Annotated in this window: 14 protein-coding genes; all 14 read right to left on the bottom strand. The window is 60.1% G+C overall.

Annotation, left to right across the window (positions count from 1 at the left end; genetic code table 11):
- Window positions 1–85: 85 nt before the first annotated feature.
- The 14 genes from MKS85_RS02150 to MKS85_RS02085 all read right to left on the bottom strand — a co-directional run bounded on the left by MKS85_RS02150 (window position 86) and on the right by MKS85_RS02085 (window position 16,591).
- Window positions 86–1,723 (bottom strand): BatD family protein, encoded by a 1,638-nt coding sequence (locus MKS85_RS02150; RefSeq protein ID WP_047225794.1) that lies wholly within the window; start codon window positions 1,721–1,723, stop codon window positions 86–88.
- Entirely contained in the window at window positions 1,720–3,456 is a 1,737-nt protein-coding gene (locus MKS85_RS02145) for a VWA domain-containing protein (protein WP_139049977.1), read from the bottom strand. Before MKS85_RS02145 ends, MKS85_RS02150 begins: the two co-directional genes overlap by 4 nt.
- Entirely contained in the window at window positions 3,453–4,532 is a 1,080-nt protein-coding gene (locus tag MKS85_RS02140) for a VWA domain-containing protein (protein WP_139049978.1), read from the bottom strand. The genes MKS85_RS02145 and MKS85_RS02140 overlap by 4 nt, the downstream gene beginning before the upstream one ends.
- A complete protein-coding gene (locus MKS85_RS02135) occupies window positions 4,525–5,019 on the bottom strand; it encodes a DUF4381 domain-containing protein (RefSeq protein WP_139049979.1) in 495 nt (164 codons plus the stop codon). The genes MKS85_RS02140 and MKS85_RS02135 overlap by 8 nt, the downstream gene beginning before the upstream one ends.
- Window positions 5,016–5,960: a DUF58 domain-containing protein gene (locus MKS85_RS02130; protein WP_047225798.1), complete on the bottom strand. Its 945-nt coding sequence runs from the start codon at window positions 5,958–5,960 to the stop codon at window positions 5,016–5,018. The genes MKS85_RS02135 and MKS85_RS02130 overlap by 4 nt, the downstream gene beginning before the upstream one ends.
- 10 nt (window positions 5,961–5,970) lie before the next feature.
- Window positions 5,971–6,930, bottom strand: a complete 960-nt coding sequence (locus tag MKS85_RS02125; protein ID WP_047225799.1) for a MoxR family ATPase — start codon at window positions 6,928–6,930, stop codon at window positions 5,971–5,973.
- Between the two features lie 208 nt (window positions 6,931–7,138).
- A complete protein-coding gene (locus tag MKS85_RS02120; protein ID WP_310662635.1) occupies window positions 7,139–8,872 on the bottom strand; it encodes an ATP-binding cassette domain-containing protein in 1,734 nt (577 codons plus the stop codon).
- 35 nt (window positions 8,873–8,907) lie between these two features.
- The gene (locus MKS85_RS02115; RefSeq protein ID WP_310662634.1) at window positions 8,908–10,083 is read right to left on the bottom strand and encodes a YcaO-like family protein; all 1,176 of its coding nucleotides are present in this window, start codon (window positions 10,081–10,083) and stop codon (window positions 8,908–8,910) included.
- Between the two features lie 574 nt (window positions 10,084–10,657).
- On the bottom strand, window positions 10,658–11,635 hold the full coding sequence (locus tag MKS85_RS02110) for a D-glycerate dehydrogenase (RefSeq protein WP_310662633.1): 978 nt from the start codon (window positions 11,633–11,635) through the stop codon (window positions 10,658–10,660).
- A 12-nt stretch (window positions 11,636–11,647) separates the two neighbouring features.
- Window positions 11,648–12,946, bottom strand: coding sequence for an MFS transporter (locus MKS85_RS02105; RefSeq protein ID WP_310662632.1), 1,299 nt, complete (start codon window positions 12,944–12,946; stop codon window positions 11,648–11,650).
- A 56-nt stretch (window positions 12,947–13,002) separates the two neighbouring features.
- Window positions 13,003–14,013, bottom strand: coding sequence for a sugar kinase (locus tag MKS85_RS02100; RefSeq protein ID WP_047225803.1), 1,011 nt, complete (start codon window positions 14,011–14,013; stop codon window positions 13,003–13,005).
- Window positions 14,006–14,788: a TIM barrel protein gene (locus MKS85_RS02095; protein WP_076384463.1), complete on the bottom strand. Its 783-nt coding sequence runs from the start codon at window positions 14,786–14,788 to the stop codon at window positions 14,006–14,008. The genes MKS85_RS02100 and MKS85_RS02095 overlap by 8 nt, the downstream gene beginning before the upstream one ends.
- A 150-nt stretch (window positions 14,789–14,938) precedes the next feature.
- Window positions 14,939–15,964 carry a LacI family DNA-binding transcriptional regulator gene (locus tag MKS85_RS02090; RefSeq protein WP_047225805.1) on the bottom strand — a complete coding sequence of 342 codons (1,026 nt, stop codon included), beginning with the start codon at window positions 15,962–15,964 and terminating at the stop codon, window positions 14,939–14,941.
- Between the two features lie 273 nt (window positions 15,965–16,237).
- Window positions 16,238–16,591, bottom strand: a complete 354-nt coding sequence (locus MKS85_RS02085; RefSeq protein WP_107322371.1) for a hypothetical protein — start codon at window positions 16,589–16,591, stop codon at window positions 16,238–16,240.
- Between the last annotated feature and the right edge of the window lie 447 nt (window positions 16,592–17,038).

Here is a 17,038-nt window from a genome sequence, read left to right as displayed (position 1 = left end):
AGAGGAGAGAAACCGGGCAACTTCTCCAAATGAGTTGGCACCACTCCTGTGGCGAGCCACAGAAGCGCTATGTCCCGCAAAGGGATCACTTGGGGTAGAGCGGTGGCAAGCCACTGTCGCCGGCCGGGTCCTGGAAGCCTTCCGCAGCGGGAATGGTACGAATGGCTCGCCACAGATCTTCGCCCTGCCAATATTGACCCGTTTCGCTGTAGAGCGCGCCGTTGAGGCCGTCCAGGGCGTCGGACAGTGGCACGAAGCGTGCGGCCATGTCGGCCAGGGTTTCCGGTTGCTGGCGAGCCCAGGCGTCCAGCGCCTGGCGTGTAGCGTGGGAGTCGTTGGCCAGGCAGGCACGCTTGAGGTCGTCCAGCAAGGTCCGCGGGCTCGGCCCGGCCTGGGTCGCGCGCAGGATGGCCGGCTGCGAACGGGCGCGCCACCACAGGCCCAAGCCCAGCAGCGTGGTGCAGGCCAGGATGAAAGTGCTCAATTGCCAATACCGCAAGGTGTCGCTGTCGACGATCGTCACAATCTGAGGTGTGCTTGTTGGCGTGTCCACCATCAGGCTCGGGTTGTTCGCCACTTGCAGGGTCCGCGCTGGAAGGCTGGTGCGGTCCAGGTGGTCTTCCCGGGTGTTCCACCAAACCACTTCCACCGGCGGCAGTTCAATGGTGCCGCTGCGGTTGGGCACCAGGGCCTCGCGGTCTTCACGGCTGCCCACCAAACCGCGCTCGCTGCTGCGACTGCTGAGTACCGGTTGGTCGGGGTAGCGCCGCAGGCCGCTGATTTCAGTGGCTGGCAGGGGCGGTAGCTGGGCGCTGGCCAGGCCCTCGGCTTCCAGGGTCAGGCTGCGGGTCAGGGAGTCACCCACCTGGCTGTGGGTTGGTTCCGGGCTCCAGCTCTCGCTCAAGGAAAGGCTGCGCGCCGGCAGCCAGGGCACATCTGCCGGGTAGCTGGCGGGCTTGGGGTTGACGGTCAGGCGCAGTTGCTCGGAACTGACCCGCATCAACTGGCCGGGCTTGGGCCCCGACGGCGCGGTTCCCTGGGCCACCGGCTCGACCAGGGTGGCGCTGAAGGTCTGGGCCGGGATCATCAGTTCGCCGCTGCGTTGGGGGTAGATGCCGTAGCGCAGTTCGATCACGCCGTGGCGTACGTTGTTGATGACCTTTTCGTAGGTGCGTGATTCGCCCAGTTGCTCGGTACGGGCATCGGGAATGTGCAGCGGTGTCAGGCTGCTGTCGTCGTACAGCGACACCGAATGGTAGATGCGCAAGGTCAGGATCGCCTGTGCCTGCACATAGACGTCGGTCTGGTCGAGGCTGGCCTCGATGAACACCGGGGCCAGTTTGCCCGGCTCATTGCGCGTTTCGCTTTCGATCACTTGCAGGGTGATCGGTTGGCTGGTCACTTCGCCCAATTGCAGGGGCGGAATGACCACGGTGCCACTTTGGCGTGGCAGCAGGGTGACGATCCAGCGGGTGGTGGCGCGATTCTCGCCGTCAAGAGTCGTCAGTTGGTTGACCTGGCGGGTGCCGCGCACTTCGAACAGCGCCTGGAGCGGGCTCAGGTCGGGTTTGCCGAACAGTGTGGCGTCATTGGACTCCAGGGTCAGTTCCACGGTCTCCCCGGAATTCAGGCGCCCGCGATCCACACTGGCAGTCAACTGTACGGCCTGGGTTCCAGATGCCCAGAGCAGCAACACGAGGAGGTAGGCGGTGAAGCGGGTCATGGGGTTTTTCCCTGGGCCTGATGGCTTTGCTGTTCATACCAGAATTTACGTCTGAGCAGTTCGCCCGGATTATCCGGGATCTGGCGCAGCCATTGTTCCAGTGCCTGGCGTTGTTCTTCGTCGTTGCGCTGGCCGGCCGCGGGGCGCAGCGGTGGGGTCGTGGTCCGCTCATCAGGCAACTCGCTGCCCGGCACATCCTGGGCAACAGGCGGTTGCGCTGCCTGGGGGCCCTGGGATTGTTCCGGTGTCGCGGTCGCTTCGGAGGAGGGCTGTCCCGGCGCAGAAGTTTGTGCCTGGGCACTGGCGTTCGGTGCTTGCTCGGCGGGCCCTGGCTGCTCACTTTCACTGGGTTCAGGTTCGGCAGGTTTTGTCGTCTGCTCTTTGAGCAGGCTCTGCACCAGCGCTTTGTTGGTTTGGGCCGGACGCAGGTCCGGTTGCAACTCCAGCGCTTGCTCGTACGCATCCAGCGCGGCGTCCAGTTCGCCGCTTTTGGCCAGGGCGTTGCCGCGGTTGTAGTGGGCGCGGGCGTCGTTGCCCTCGGCAAAGCGGCGAGCGGCTTCGCTGTAGGCACCGGCTTCATACAGGGCCACACCTTGCCATTGGTGGTCCTCGAAGTGGGCGGCGGCCTCGGCCGGACGCTTCTGCTTGAGCAGGTGCTGGCCCTGTTGATCGGGGCGCAGCCACAGGTCCTGGAGTTCGAAGGCATGACCGGTTTGCGGCACCATGAACATCCACGGCAGGCAGAACAGCCAGCCGCGCCGTCCGGCGCAGGCGGCCAGCAACAACAGCGGCAGGAGCAGCCAGTAGCCATGGTCCGCCCAGGTATCCAGGCGCAACGTCTGACCGTCGCTGCGCAAATGGCGAGGGCCGTCCAGCAGCCCCAGGCCACGCAGGTCGCTATCGTCCAGGCGCGCCGGGCGATAGCGGCCGTCCAGCTCATTGAGGAAGGACTTGAGGCTCGGGCTGTCCAGGCGTGGTACCAGAATCGCGCCCTGGGCATCCTTGAGGTAACTGCCATCTTCCTGGGTTACCGGGGCGCCTTCGCGTGTTCCGATGCCCAGCATCAGCAATTGCGTGGCAGATCCATCGAGGATCTGGCGGATATGCTCGCGTTCCTGTTCGTTCAACGATGAACCTATCAGCAGGATCCGACCGTGACCAAGTCCGCTCTGATCCAGCAGGGCCATGGCCTTGTTGACCGCCAGGTCGGCGCGATGGCCGTTCTGGGGCATGATCGAGGGGGTGAGTGCTTCCAGGAGGTTGGCGCTGGTGGACAGGTCGTCGGACAGCGGCACCAGCGTATGGGCACTGCCGGAATAGACGATGATTGCGGTCTGGGCGTCGCTGCGGCTATGCAGCAAGTCCAGCACCTTGCGCCGGGCTTGCTCCAGACGCGTGGGCGGGACGTCGGCGGCGAGCATTTGCGGCGTCAGTTCCAGCACCACCACCAGCGGATCGGCGGGTTTTTGGCTGGTCTGTTCGACCCGTGCCCAACTGGGGCCCAGCAGCGCAAGCACCACCAACAGCCAGCCCAAGCCAAGGGCAACCCACGGGAGTTTGCTTTCGCGGCCGTTGCCGCCACTGAGCAGCACGGCATGAAACGCCGGCGGCAGAATCATTTGCCAGCGGCCCACGCGTTTCTGCCGGTGCCACAGGTGCCACAGCAGCCACCCCAACAAAGGCAGCAGCAATAGGAACCAGGGACGCAACCAGTGTGGCCAGAGAGCGATCATCGGCGTTTCCCCAGGCGCATGCGCTTGAGTCGCCGGCGCCACTCGGAATGTTCTGCCGGTTGGAACAATGGCTGGGTGAACAGACGCTGCAGAGGGTTGTCCGGCCAGCGTTCCCGGGCTACCAGCAAGACGCTCAGCAGCAGCGCAACGGCCAGGGGCCATTGGTAAAGTGCCTGGGCGGGGCGCGCCTGGGTCGGCTGTTGGGTCACCGGCTCTAGCTGGTCGAGGGTGGTCTTGATCGCCAGCAACTGTTGGCCATCCTGGGCGCGGAAATACTGGCCGCCCGTGGTTTGGGCAATTTCCCTGAGTGTCGCTTCGTCGAGGTCCAGGCTCGGGTTGACCCCGACAAACCCTGCTGTGCCACTTTCTTCCGGATCGGCGCCAATGCCGATCGGGTAGATCTTCACGCCTTCTTCGGCGGCCAGCCGGGCGGCGGTCAGCGGGTCGATTTCCCCGCCATTGTTGGCGCCATCGGTCACCAGGATCAGCACGCGGCTGTTTGCCGGACGTTGACGCAGGCGCTTGAGCGCCAGGCCGATGGCGTCGCCGATAGCGGTGTTCTTGCCGGCGATGCCGATGCGCGCTTCATCCAGCCACAGCCGCACGGTGCGACGATCGAAGGTCAGCGGTGCCTGGAGGTAGGCCTGGCTGCCGAACAGGATCAGGCCGACCCGATCACCTTCGCGGCTTTCGAGAAAGTCTCCCAGCAGGTGCTGGACCAGCGCGAGGCGACTGATTTCCTCGTCTTGCCAGTGCATATCGGGAAAGTCCATGGACCCCGAGACATCCACCGCCACCAACAGGTCACGACCGCTGGCAGCGATCGGCAACGGCTCACCCAACCATTGCGGGCGGGCAGCGGCAATCAGCAACAGCAGCCAGAGCAGGATGAAGGGTGCCTGCTGACGCCAGGTCGGCAGATTGCTTCGGGCCCGGCGCCCCACGAGACCTTCGAGATCGCCCAGGAAACTGACCCTGAGGGCCGGCTCGCCACTGTCGGCCGCCGGCAGCACCAGGCGCATCAGCCAGGGCAGCGGCAACAGCGCGAAAATCCACGGCCAGGCGAACTCAAACATGTTTGCGAATCCAGATTTCGACGGCTTGGGTCAGGCCGGCAATGGCTTTGTCATCGAGCTTGCATTCGGGCTTGTAGGCGCCTTCCACCAGCACCATCCAGCGGGTCAGGCCTGCCGCCGGGCAGCGGTTATCCAGGAAAGCCAGCCATTTACGTCCGTTGAGGGTGTGACTCTGGCTGTACGGGTAGTGGTTGCGACACAGGCGCTTGAGCAGCCCGTTGAGCTGTTGCAGCCAGGCGCCGGCAGGGGCGCCATCGTAGGGTTTGGGCAGTTGGGCGAGTTCCGCCAGCGCGGCCAGGCGCGCCGGGTCCAGGGGTTGCTCGGCGCGCACGGTGGAGCGCTTGGCGGGAAGGAACCGGCGCAATTGCCACAGTCCAAGCCCCAGCAACGGCAATACCACCAGCAGCAGCCACCAGCCCGGCGCGGGAGGCCAGAAGCCGATGGGTGGCGGCGTGATCAGTGGCTGCAGGTGATCGAGACTGCTCATCGGCTTTTCCCCGACCGCTTGGGGTTCAGGTATTCGCGTAGCTGTTCGACCATGTCGCCCTGGGTGCTCAGGGGCATGAGCAGAATCCGCAGCTTCTGGGCCAGCAATTCCCAGCGCTCCTGGCGTGCCTCGGCCTGGGCGCGATAGGTCTGGCGCAGTTCGAAATTCAGGGTGTCGAGTTCCAACTGCGCGCCGCGCTGGGCGAAACGCAGCAATCCGGCGGCGGGCAGGGCGTGATCAAGTGGATCCGAAAGCGGCAACAGCAACAGGTCGCAATGGCGTGACAGCAGACTCAACTGTTGTTCGGCGCTGTCGGACAGCGCGCGCTCATCGCAAATCACGATCACCAGGCTGCCAGGGCGCAATACTTCCCGGGCGCGGCGCAAGGCGTTGCCGAACGAATCGCGGTCCGCTTCGCCCTCGGTATGCAGCGATTGATTGACCCGCACCAGGCGGTTCAGCAGTTGCAGAAGGCTCTGTTTGCTCCGCCGGGGCTTAACCTCGTAATGGGTGTTATCTCCGAACACCAGCCCGCCGACCCGGTCGTTGTGCCCCAGCGCGGCCCAGCCGATCAGGCTGGCGGCCTGGGCCGCGAGCACCGACTTGAACATCAGCCCCGAGCCGAAGAACAGCCGATGGCTTTGCTCGATCATGATGAAGATCGGCCGCTCCCGCTCCTCATGAAACAGCTTGGTGTGGGGCTCCTGAGTACGCGCGGTCACGCGCCAGTCAATGGTGCGTACGTCGTCGCCGGCCTGATAGACCCGCACCTGATCGAAATCCACGCCGCGCCCGCGCAGTTTGGAGTGGTGCAGGCCGATCAGTGGGCTACGTTGGCCCGGCGTCGAGAACAACTGCACTTCACGCACGCGATGGCGCATCTCGATCAGCTCCGAAAGGCTGACGCGGATGCCCGGTACGGGCGCCAGTGGGTTGTTCATGGCTGGCTACTCAAGCGACGGCGACGACGTCGAGAATCCGCTGCACGACGCGGTCCTGGTCAATACCGGCAGCTTCGGCTTCGAACGACAGGATGATGCGATGGCGCAGCACGTCGAACAGCACGGCCTGGATGTCTTCGGGGCTGACGAAGTCGCGGCCGGCGAGCCAGGCGTGGGCACGGGCGCAGCGGTCCAGGGCAATGGAGCCTCGCGGGCTGGCGCCGTAGGCTATCCATTCGGCCATTTCCGGGTCGAACTTGGCCGGCGTACGGGTGGCCATGACCAGTTGCACCAGGTATTCCTCCACGGCGTCGGCCATGTACAACCCGAGGATCTCCTTGCGTGCGGAGAAAATAGCCTGCTGGCTCACGCGGCGCTCGGGCTTGGTTTCGCCGTGCAGCGCCTCACCTCGGGCCTGCTGCAGAATACGACGCTCCACCGCGGCATCCGGGAAGCCGATCTTGACGTGCATCAGGAAGCGGTCGAGCTGGGCCTCGGGCAGCGGGTAGGTGCCTTCCTGCTCGATCGGGTTTTGCGTGGCCATCACCAAAAACAGGGGCGACAGCTCGTACGTGCTGCGCCCGACGCTGACCTGGCGCTCGGCCATTGCTTCGAGCAAGGCCGACTGGACCTTGGCCGGGGCACGGTTGATTTCGTCCGCCAGCACCAGGTTGTGGAAGATCGGCCCCTGCTGGAACACGAAACTGCCGGTTTCCGGGCGGTAGATTTCCGTGCCGGTAATGTCGGCGGGCAGCAGGTCGGGGGTGAACTGAATACGATGGAACTGCGCTTCAATGCCCTCGGCCAGCTCTTTGATGGCCTTGGTCTTGGCCAGCCCCGGCGCGCCTTCCACCAGCATGTGGCCGTCAGCGAGCAGGGCGATGAGCAGACGCTCGATGAGTTTTTCCTGGCCGAGGATCTGCGTTGAAAGAAAGGTTCGCAGCGCCAGCAGCGCTTCACGATGTTCCATCGGTGACTGTTCCTGGAAAGGGTGGCCCAGGCGTTCGGATAACGTCGGGGCTGGGGGCGTTACTTTAATGCATGGCGGGGGGTGGCGACTAACGGGATTTTGTTTGGTGTGCGGATTTGTGATCGGTTTGGATTCATTGGGGGATCTGAGGTGAACACCGACTCTATGAACACCCCAGATCGGCTCCCGCAGGGACTGGCGTTCAGATCTATTCCTGTATGCCGGCTAGTGCCGTGTCCTGAAAGTCATTGAGCAACAATTTGATTGCCGATCTGTCGGCCAGCTCCTGCCAACACCCGTCGTCAACAATCGCGCCGTCGCGCAGGACGATGACCCGATCAAAGCGCTGTAGATGTTCGAAATCATGAGTGACACAAATTAGCCCGCGTTCTGCGAAGGTATCGAACAGCAAGTCCCATAGGGAGTCGGTCAACCCGGGCTCGATTGATGCACTGGGTTCATCGAACAAATTGAATCGCCCAGGCCTGTTGATCAGACGCAGCAGTGACAGACGCTTGGCTTCACCGCCAGAAATATTCGATGCGTGTTCACTGATGCTCCGTTCACAGACAATGTCCTGTAGCTGCAGTCGTCGTATTGCCTGGTCGAGGTGAGGCGACGCTTTAACGCCAAACAGAACGGACCTTTCAAAGAGACCTTCGAGAAAACAGGGCTGCTGAGGGCAGTACCTCAATGCACTCAAGTGGGCGCGAGGATTCAGTTGCGAAACGGGAGTTGCGTCGATGCTCAACTGATTTCGCGTTTCTTGATCAAGACCAGCGAGAACTTCCAACAAGGTGGATTTGCCCGCACCGCTCTGGCCGATGATCGCCACGGATTGACCTTGAGTAAATCTCAGGCTTTGCGTGATCGACAAGCGAACGTCGCCATTTTCGGTCAGTACGCACGGATCCAGAATCAGTGTCGATGCCCCTCGAAAATTGACTTCCGATTGCCGATTGCCATGGTCAAAATTTGGGAGCAAAAGCAGGCTTTGAAGTCGACGCTGATCGGCAAGAAACTGATCCAGCACACGATAGCCCTCCGTTAACGCGGCGATATTGAGTAAGTAACTGCCGGCAATGGAAAAAATGGCCACCAGTTGTCCGACACTGATACTGGGCTGGTTCGACAGTTGATCAACAACCCCCCATCCCAGTAATCCGCCCGTGGAGAGGCTGACGAACAGAATCTTGGCAGCGCTCAAGAAACCACCCGAGGTTGCCGCGGTCACCGCAGTATTGGCATAGCATTTGAAGGCCTCATTCAACGGCTGTGTGGCGGTAAACTCGGCGTTTTCCAGCTTTATTGCTTTACCTGCATTGAGCGTGTTGTATAGGAGGGCGCTCAATTCATCTTCCTGCTCGTTGACAGCGTCAATGTGCTTCCTGCGCCATCTGATAATTTTGTGGCTGACAATCAGGTAGATAAATCCTAGACCCGTCATGCTCACAAAAACTTCAATGCCACCCATGTAAAAAAAAGCGCCGCCAACGATCAAGGACTCCAGGCACAGCGGTAGTCCGACGGTAACAAAAAACGTCAATAGTTGTTCGTGAGCGGTAATTCCACGCTCGACCGACTTTATGAAGTGACCGATTCGCCATGAATTGAACCGGGCAAATTCCTTGCGCATAAGGTTTGCCAGCCATTCAATAGATGCGGCCATGATAATTTGCTGGACAAGCTTGGATAGGAAATGGATCTGTAGCGGGCTGATAATTGCCTGCACGCACCCAGCGAGCACAAGGCCTGCCGTAAGAGTGAGCATTAGGTTGACGGTTGCATGTTTCTCGCCGTACAGGGTGTCGACGATTGCCCCCAGGAGCAAAGGTGGGGCGAGTGCGATGAGCTTGAGCACCAGGATTGTTGCAATGGTGGATGCCAGAAGAGTCGTATGTTTTTTGCAGGCAGTTCTAATGAGCGTTTGCATAGGATGCATACGACCGTCCGTGATTGTTTTATGGGTGGCTGGTTTCAACTGCTGAGTAATACATGCTGAGGTACAACGAGTTGCCCATTTCTAATGATGTTGAAGCGTTCAAGTCCAGGGATGTAAGCCTGGGTAACGATGCTGTTGTTCGGGAAGCGCACTACAGTTCTATGAAATATTTTTTTGTCGGACGCCGATACGGCTTTGTGCAGGGTGTCTAATTGCGCTGGGACAGTTTCGTTGCTGTTGTGTGGTGGGCATTCAAGCTCAGGAAGGTTCAGGCTTCTAACAGGGGCCAAGTCGATTAAATTTTTAAGGGTTTTTGAGTGCGATAATAGCTTGACAGTCTTTCTGTCCATGGAGTCTTCAAAGACATCATATAGACTCTCGGATTGGAATTGTTCAGTCACCGCTCTCTGAATGGCGGTGCAAATGTCCATCGAACAGCCTGAGCCAATAGGTGAGAGAGGCTGGTCTCCAGGACCGGCTTTGGGAAAGGCAACGGCAAAGTAAACAGATAAGACATCTTTGATAATGATGATCTGCAGTTTATTGGCCGGTTCTAAGGCGGAAGGGTCGTTGAGGAGCGCCTTGTTAAGCAAGCTCGTCGACGGTTTGTATAGGTCCATCTTGGGGCCGATTCCGCATATCGCCATGAAAAAAAGAGATAAGACATGTCGTTCGATTATTTCCTGAATGCCATGCAATAAAGCTTCATTTTCGGTGCAGCCAAAAGCAATGCCTGAGTTGGATGAGTAACGTGCCAAGAATTGCATGGTAGAACGCGTGTCGTTGGAGTTGCTTCGGGCAGCAGCAGGGCAGAGTAGAGCGCTTGGAGCAATCAGGTGTTCTTTTTTATCCAGCGATGTGAGAGTGAAGCAGTCTATTGGTTCGTCGCTGTATGGCAGGCGGGTGAAGAAACCGTCGTATTTAGCTGCTTTCTGACTGGCAATACTGTCGGTGCTGTGCCATGTCGACTCATGATTAGGGGCTAGAAAAGAGCTGGCATGCTCGATGGTTTCTGCCAGCGCACCTATAAGTGCGTCCGGCCCTTTACCCGCACCTGACTCAATAAAATGATTGTCACTATCAAAAAGCTCCGCCGTTGCCACTAGCCTGGAGGGTGTCGTATAGCGGGCCTCGGCTCTAAAACCGAGCGTGTGCAGGGTGGACATGATATTGAATAGAGCTTCGGTAGATGTTAGTTCGCGTTCTGGCATAGAAACCTCTAGGTTTAGGCGCCGAAAGGTGGAAACCTTTCGGCGCCTGTTCACAGGCACTTAATCGATCAATGATTTCAGTTGATCAGAGATGCAAAAAAGTTGGCTTCGGTTGTCAGAAGCCCTTTGGAAAAGCCCATTGCCTGCGGCAGAACATCAAAGGTGTTGATTTCAGAACGCTTCCTACCCATATCATATACTCCTTTATTGATTATTCAGTGTCGCTTAGCGATCACCTAACTTGCGCGTTTTTGTGCAAGTGCATAATTAATAACACTGGGCTTTTGGATGGGCTAGGATGCAACTTCCGATGCTGGTGTAGGCCTGTTCTTGGCGATCGGTAGGACGTGCCTGAGGGAAGGTGGTTTTTTGTTGAAGTTTGCTTTTCTGGGCTATCTACTCAATGGGTAGAGTGGTTTATTCATCCCGGGATGAAATGCCGCTAGAGTCATTGAGCAAGATTCAAAGGAGGGGTGTTGCCAGTCGGCTATCCAGTACTGGCAGAACCGGTGGCGAGGGGAGAGATTCCCTCGCCAAAAAGCTGCGCTTGGCTTCATTCTCGTGGACGAACGAATCAACCCTCCCACGCCTCCGGATTCACCAGATTCACCGGTCGCTCTCCCGCCAACGCCATCAGGAGATTATCCACCGCACAGCGCGCCATTGCCTCCCGTGTCTCGTGGGTGGCCGAACCCATGTGCGGCGTTGCCACTACGTTATCCATTTGTAATAACGGTGAGTCCGCACTCAGGGGTTCGCGCTCGAACACATCCAGCCCCGCGCCACGGACCTGTCCGTTGCGCAGGGCGTCGATCAGAGCGGCTTCGTCCACCACCTTGCCTCGGGAGATATTGATGAAGATGCTTTCGGGACGCATCTGCGCGAACGCTTGTGCACCGATCAGCCCTTGGGTTTCTGCCGTCAGAGGCAAAGTCAGACAAATGAAATCCGCCTGTCGCAACAGCGTCTCGAGGTTGCAATAACGGGCCCCGAAACGTTGCTCGACCGCGGGCTTGGGCGAATGGCTGTGGTAGAGCACCGGCATGCCGAAACCGAAATGCCCGCGCTGGGCCAAGGCTTCGCCGATGCGGCCCATGCCTATGATGCCGAGGGTCTTGCCATGGACATCGGTGCCGAAATGTTTGGAGCCGATGCTCTGTTGCCACTGGCCTGAGCGGACCAGGTTGGCCAACTCCACCACGCGCCGAGCCGTTGCCAGGATCAGTGCAAAACCGGTGTCCGCGGTGGTTTCGGTCAGCACGTCCGGGGTATTGGTGAGCAGGATGCGGCGTTCGGTCAGATAGTCGATGTCGTAGTTGTCGACCCCCACCGAGACGCTGGCGATGGCTTGCAGGTTCGGCGCTGAGTCCAGTAGTGGCGCATCCAGTTTCAGGCTGGCCCCCAACAGGCCATGGGCGCTAGGCAAGGCGTCGCGCAATTGGGCCAGGCCTGGCGCATCGAGGTGCTCGATGAGGGTGACCTGGGCCTGAGCTTGCAGACGGTCCATCAGTTGCGCCGAGAGCGCTTTGTACAACACTACGTGCTTTTTCATGGAGGGCTCGATTCAGGACTGTGCGGACGCCGGGTGTGGCGTCGCGGTTTGAGACATGGCGCGGTCGCTGGCGCCGGGCTTGAGGGCCAGGGTCAGTACCACCGACAACAGCAAGGCGCCACTCATTAGTAGAAAGGACATGCCGGGAGAGCCGGTGGTGCCGTTGAGATAGCCCACCAGGTACGAGCCGCCGAACGAACCCAACGCGCCCATGCTGTTGATCAGTGCCATGGCACCGCCGGCGACGTTGGCCGGCAGGATCTCTGGAACGATGGCAAAAAACGGCCCGTACGGCGCGTACATGCAAGCCCCGGCAACCACCAACAAACTGTAGGACCACCAGAAATGCTCAGGCCCCAGCAAATAGGAGGCGTAAAACGCGACGGACGCGATCAGCAGCGGCGGCCAGACGAAACGTTTGCGCTTCTGCGCCTTGTCCGACGCCCAGGACACGACCAGCATGGCGACTACTGCCGCCAGGTATGGCAACGACGACAGCCAACCGGCCTCGACAATGCTCATTTGCAGGCCAGCCTTGAGGATTGACGGCAGCCACAGCACGAACCCGTAGACCCCAATGCTCCAGCAGAAAAATTGCAGTGCCAGGATGATGACTTTGGGTGAGCGGAAGGCTTCGGCATAGTTTTTCACGGCCTTGATACCGACCTGTTCAGCCGCCAGTGCGCTTTCCAGGTCTTGTTTTTCCTGGTTGCTGAGCCACTTGGCCTGGGACGGACGATCATCAGCCAGGCGCCACCAGATAAAGGCCCAGAGCACCGCCGGCAGACCTTCGATGATGAACATCCAGCGCCAGTCGAATTGTTGCACCAGATAGCCGGACACCACGGACATCCACAGCATGGTGACCGGGTTACCAAGGATCAGGAAGGTGTTGGCACGTGAGCGTTCGGCCCGGGTGAACCAGTGGCAGAGATACACCAGCATGGCCGGCATGACCGCAGCTTCGACCACGCCGAGCATGAAGCGGATCACGATTAGCCAGTAAGCATTGGAGACCACGCCCGTCAGGGTCGCCAGCGAGCCCCAGAGGATCAGGCTGACAAAAATCAGCTTCTTCACACTGTGTCTCTGCGCGTAGATCGCCCCCGGTACCTGGAAGAAAAAGTAACCAAGGAAAAACAGTGCGCCCAGCAATGAGGACAGCCCCGGGGTGATCATCAGATCCTCGGCCATGCCCGAGGCGGCGGCGAAGCCGTAGTTGGCCCGGTCCAGGTAAGCCAGGCTGTAGGTGATGAAGACGATGGGCATGATGTACCACCAGCGGCGGGTGGCGAGGTTGAGCGTTTGCATGTCGTTGACTCCTGAGCTTGTTGTTTTTGTTGCAGCAGGTGTGTTTTGTGGTGGTTCTAATCGCGAGCAGGCTCGCTCCCGCATGAGGATGCGTCGACCCTGTGGGAGCGAGCCTGCTGGCGATTGGCATCATTAAATTCAGCCAGTAACTCAATGCGCGTCGGCAATCCCTCCATGTCTCCACGGCTCTGCACTGCGCGGCTACCAATCCAGTTGGCGCGCTGTACGGCTTCGGTGATGGCGCGGCCTTCGAGTAACGCACTGATCAGGCCGACCGCGAAGCCATCGCCGGCGCCCACGGTGTCCACCACCTGGGCCACCGGCACGCCGGCAACTACGCCCTGGCCTAGCTGAGTGCGGAAATAGGCGCCATCCGCGCCGAGCTTGATCACGACGATTTCGGCACCCAGGTCCAGATAGAACGCGGCGATGTCGGCCGGGTCGTCGAAACCAGTCAGCAAGCGACCTTCGCCGAGCCCCGGCATGACCCAGTGGGCGAGGGCGGCGAGGCGATTGATTTCGTGAATCATCATCGACTCGCTAGCCCACAGGCTCGGCCGTAGGTTGGGATCGAAGGACAGGCTGCGGCCGGCCTCGCGCATCCGCATCATTAATTCAGAGGACATCTCACGGGCCGTGACCGACAAGGCCGGGACGATGCCGGTGGCGTGCAAGTGGCGGGCTTCGAGCTGCGAGGGGGCGATGGTGTCGATCGACAGATGACTGGCCGCCGAGCCGCGACGGAAATATTCGACTTGTGGGTCGCTGCCATCGTCGCTACGGGATTTGAACTGGAACCCGGTGGGGTGGGCTGGATCGACCGTCACGTGGCGACAATCCAGGCCTTCGTTTTCCAGCGTCTGCACCACGAAGCGTCCTAGGGAGTCAGCACCCACCCGGCTCAGCCACGCCACTTTGAAGCCCAGTCGCGACAGACCGATGGCCACGTTACTGTCGGCCCCGGCGACGCGCTTGTGGAACTGCTCGACATTGGCCAGGTCACCGCGCTGGTCGGCCACCAGCATCGCCATGGTTTCGCCGAAAGACAACACATCGAACTCAGGCATGGGCTGGCTCCCGGCATGATTGGCCTAGGCGGGCGAGGGTGGCGACATGTCCCGCAGTCAACTGCAGCAAATCATCGTCTTGCAGCGGATATTCGGCTGCGCGCATTACACCAGCGGGCATGTGTTTGAACAGTTGTTCCCACAGATGCAGGTCTGTCATCGCCGGAGGCACCGCGACCAGTTTGCCGTCGGCGCGCCGGGCCACGGCCTTGCAATGCACATAAGCCACATACCGCCCAAGCTGTCGGGCGGCCACAGCGGCCGATTGGTCCTGCCATTGCCAGTTGCCAATGTCGAAGGTCATACCGATGGGCAGCGCTTGCTCCTCTGTCGCAGCAAAAAAACGCTGTAATGGTTCGATCCGCCCGCCTTGCAGGGTCTGGTCGTTTTCCACCAGCAATCGCACCGGGCTGGCGGCCAGCGCATCCGCCAGGGCTGGCAGATCATGGGAGTCGGTGAAATAGCCGAGAGAGACTTTCAGCCATGCCGAGCCAAACGCCTCGGCACGTCGCAAGGCAAGTGACAGGGCGGGATTGGGCTTGGGCTGGCCGGCGAGCCACAGTTCAAGTGGAGAGGAAAAAATACTTTGCAGTCCTTTGGCCAAGGCACCGGCGGCCAGTTTAGCGGGCTGTTCAGTGGTGAGCAGTTCTTCGCGCCATTCGATCCTTGAAGCGCCAGCGGCAGCCAGCAGATCGATAAAACTGCCTTGGCCCTGTTGCCGTACCAGATCGGCACCGTAGCTGGAAAGGCTGATGGAGACGGGTGGGTTGTGCATTGTTTTTATACCTCTGAAACCGGTTTCAGTTTTGTGCAAAAAAAAGGTTGTGCTTGAGAGGGCCCTATCGCGAGCAGGCTCGCTCCCACAGGGGACTCCAGTGCGATGCAGATCCAGTGTGGGAGCGAGCCTGCTCGCGGTAGGGCTTCATCACCGACCATTTCCCCGCGTGGACCCACGCTCGATCAACCGCGCCGCAAAATCCAGGGTTCGCACCGGCCCGTTATCGCCACGCAAGCGCTTGAGCAAACATTCGAACGCGCTGGCGCCGATCTCGGCCGTCGGTTGGGCCAGGGCGGTGATGCCGCTGCCCACCAGCGGGTACCAATCCAGATCATCGAGGGCGATCAGGCCTACATCGTCGAACAAGTGGCAACCCAGTTCGCGCAGCACCGTCGTGGCGGCCAGGGCGGCAATGCCATTGGCGCAGAACAATGCTTTGGGGCTATGTCCCGGCGGGGCAAGAAAGTTCTTGATGCGCGTGGTCAACTGATCACAGGTTTCCACAACGGTGCCGGCCAGGGCAGGCCGTCGTTGAATGCCGGCCTTGAAACTCTCGACCCGTTCGATCCGCGAGCTGGTGCCGTCGAATGGTTCGGTCACCAGCAACAGATCGCGGTAGCCCCGCTGTTCGAGATGATCGAGCGCCATCTCGACGGCCGCCGGATTGTCCAGGCCCACCAGGTCGCTTTCCAGTCGATCGACCTTGCGATCGACCAGCACCAGGGGCATTTCACTGCGCAGTTCCAACAATTCATCACGGTGGTGGCCGAGGGTGTTAACAATCAGCCCTTCGATGTTATAGGCGCGCAACAAGGCCAGATGCTGGCGTTCCTGCTCATCGTCGCGGTCGGTGTTACACACCACCAGGCTGTAGCCGTGGCGACGGCAGGCTGTTTCCACGCCGTGCATCACGGCAATTGAATAAGGGTTGCGGATATCGGCCACCAGCATGCCGATCAGGCGTGTGCGTCCGCGCTTGAGGCCGCGGGCCATCTGATTCGGACGGTAGCCCAGTTCGCTGATCGCTTGCTCGATGCGTTGAGCGATGGCCTCGGAAAGCAGGGCGCGATCCTCGCCAATGAAGCGCGAGACGCTGGCCTTGGAGACCCCGGCGCGTTCGGCGACATCAAGCATGGTCACGCGGCTGCGCTGGGCGGCGGAGAAAGGGTTCATCAATTGAAACCTGCTTATTTTTGTTAGTGGCTTTGAAACCGGTTTCAGAAGACCTCAGAACCCAGCGGGTCGTCAAGAGCGACGCGACATAAGAACGACCGACGGTGGTTTACCTCAGCCCAGGAAAGCGCAGGTATCGTGTCCTGACGAGTATCTGGTCCATGACTCGGACGGCAATCTTGTGCCGGCGCAGGAATAAGTTAGGCGGGGTGCCTCCAAGTTCCGTGTGGCGAGCAAGCATGCTCGTCGCAGGGAGTCAGTCGCGCTTCAGGTTCAGAGCTGGCTGATATAGGTGCCCGTCCCCTTGAGGATGTTCTGCAACGTCAGTTCCACCTCCGCCAAATCCGCCGCATCGGTGTCGTGGGTAATCTCCAGCACATCATCCCCGTTCAGCACATCGGCGTCCGACGCGGCAATTTCGATTTTCAGCAGGGTCGGGCTGAGGGTCACCTTGACGCCTTCCAGTGTCGAAGGCTCACCCTCCAGGGCGATTTCCAGTTCGTCTTCGTCGGGGTAGCGGGTCATCAGGAACATTTCGCCCTGGGTGCTGTGGCAGCACAGCATGGCCATGTTGTCTTCTTCCTCGTCGCACGGGTTGGCGATCAGAAGGGCGGTGGTCATTTGCATGGTGATGGCTCCTGGCTCGATGAGCCTTGCTGGGCGCAAATAGAGTGGATTTTGCCAGCCCGAACAACTTTCTGCTGGATTACTGCAGTCACACGCAGAATATGCGCGCAATTTCACAGCGCAAGGTGCCGTTTTGCTCGCCGGGCTGCTACGGTTGTTCGATGCAAACCGGCTGTTTAGCTTGCCGTTGACCGAATATGTCGCAGCGCTGCAAGCAGGCACATTGTCGCACTCGTTAAGCTGCACGGCGGATGTACACCTGCAAAGGGCACCACGAGGGCTTTTTGCAGGTGTCCATTACATGGAAATTACATGGAAAAGGATGTGACCTGCCGGTCTTGTCCAGCTTCACCCACCTGTCGTCCTGTTTCCTCTGCCCGAGAATCAGGAACAGGATGGCCGACAGCCCTGAAAAAGGGCTGCACGCGACGCTTCCATCAATAACAA

The organism is Pseudomonas sp. JL2, assembly GCF_031570495.1.
Classification (GTDB): Bacteria; Pseudomonadota; Gammaproteobacteria; order Pseudomonadales; family Pseudomonadaceae; genus Aquipseudomonas; species Aquipseudomonas rhizophila.
This window is presented reverse-complemented; position numbering and strand designations above follow the sequence as displayed.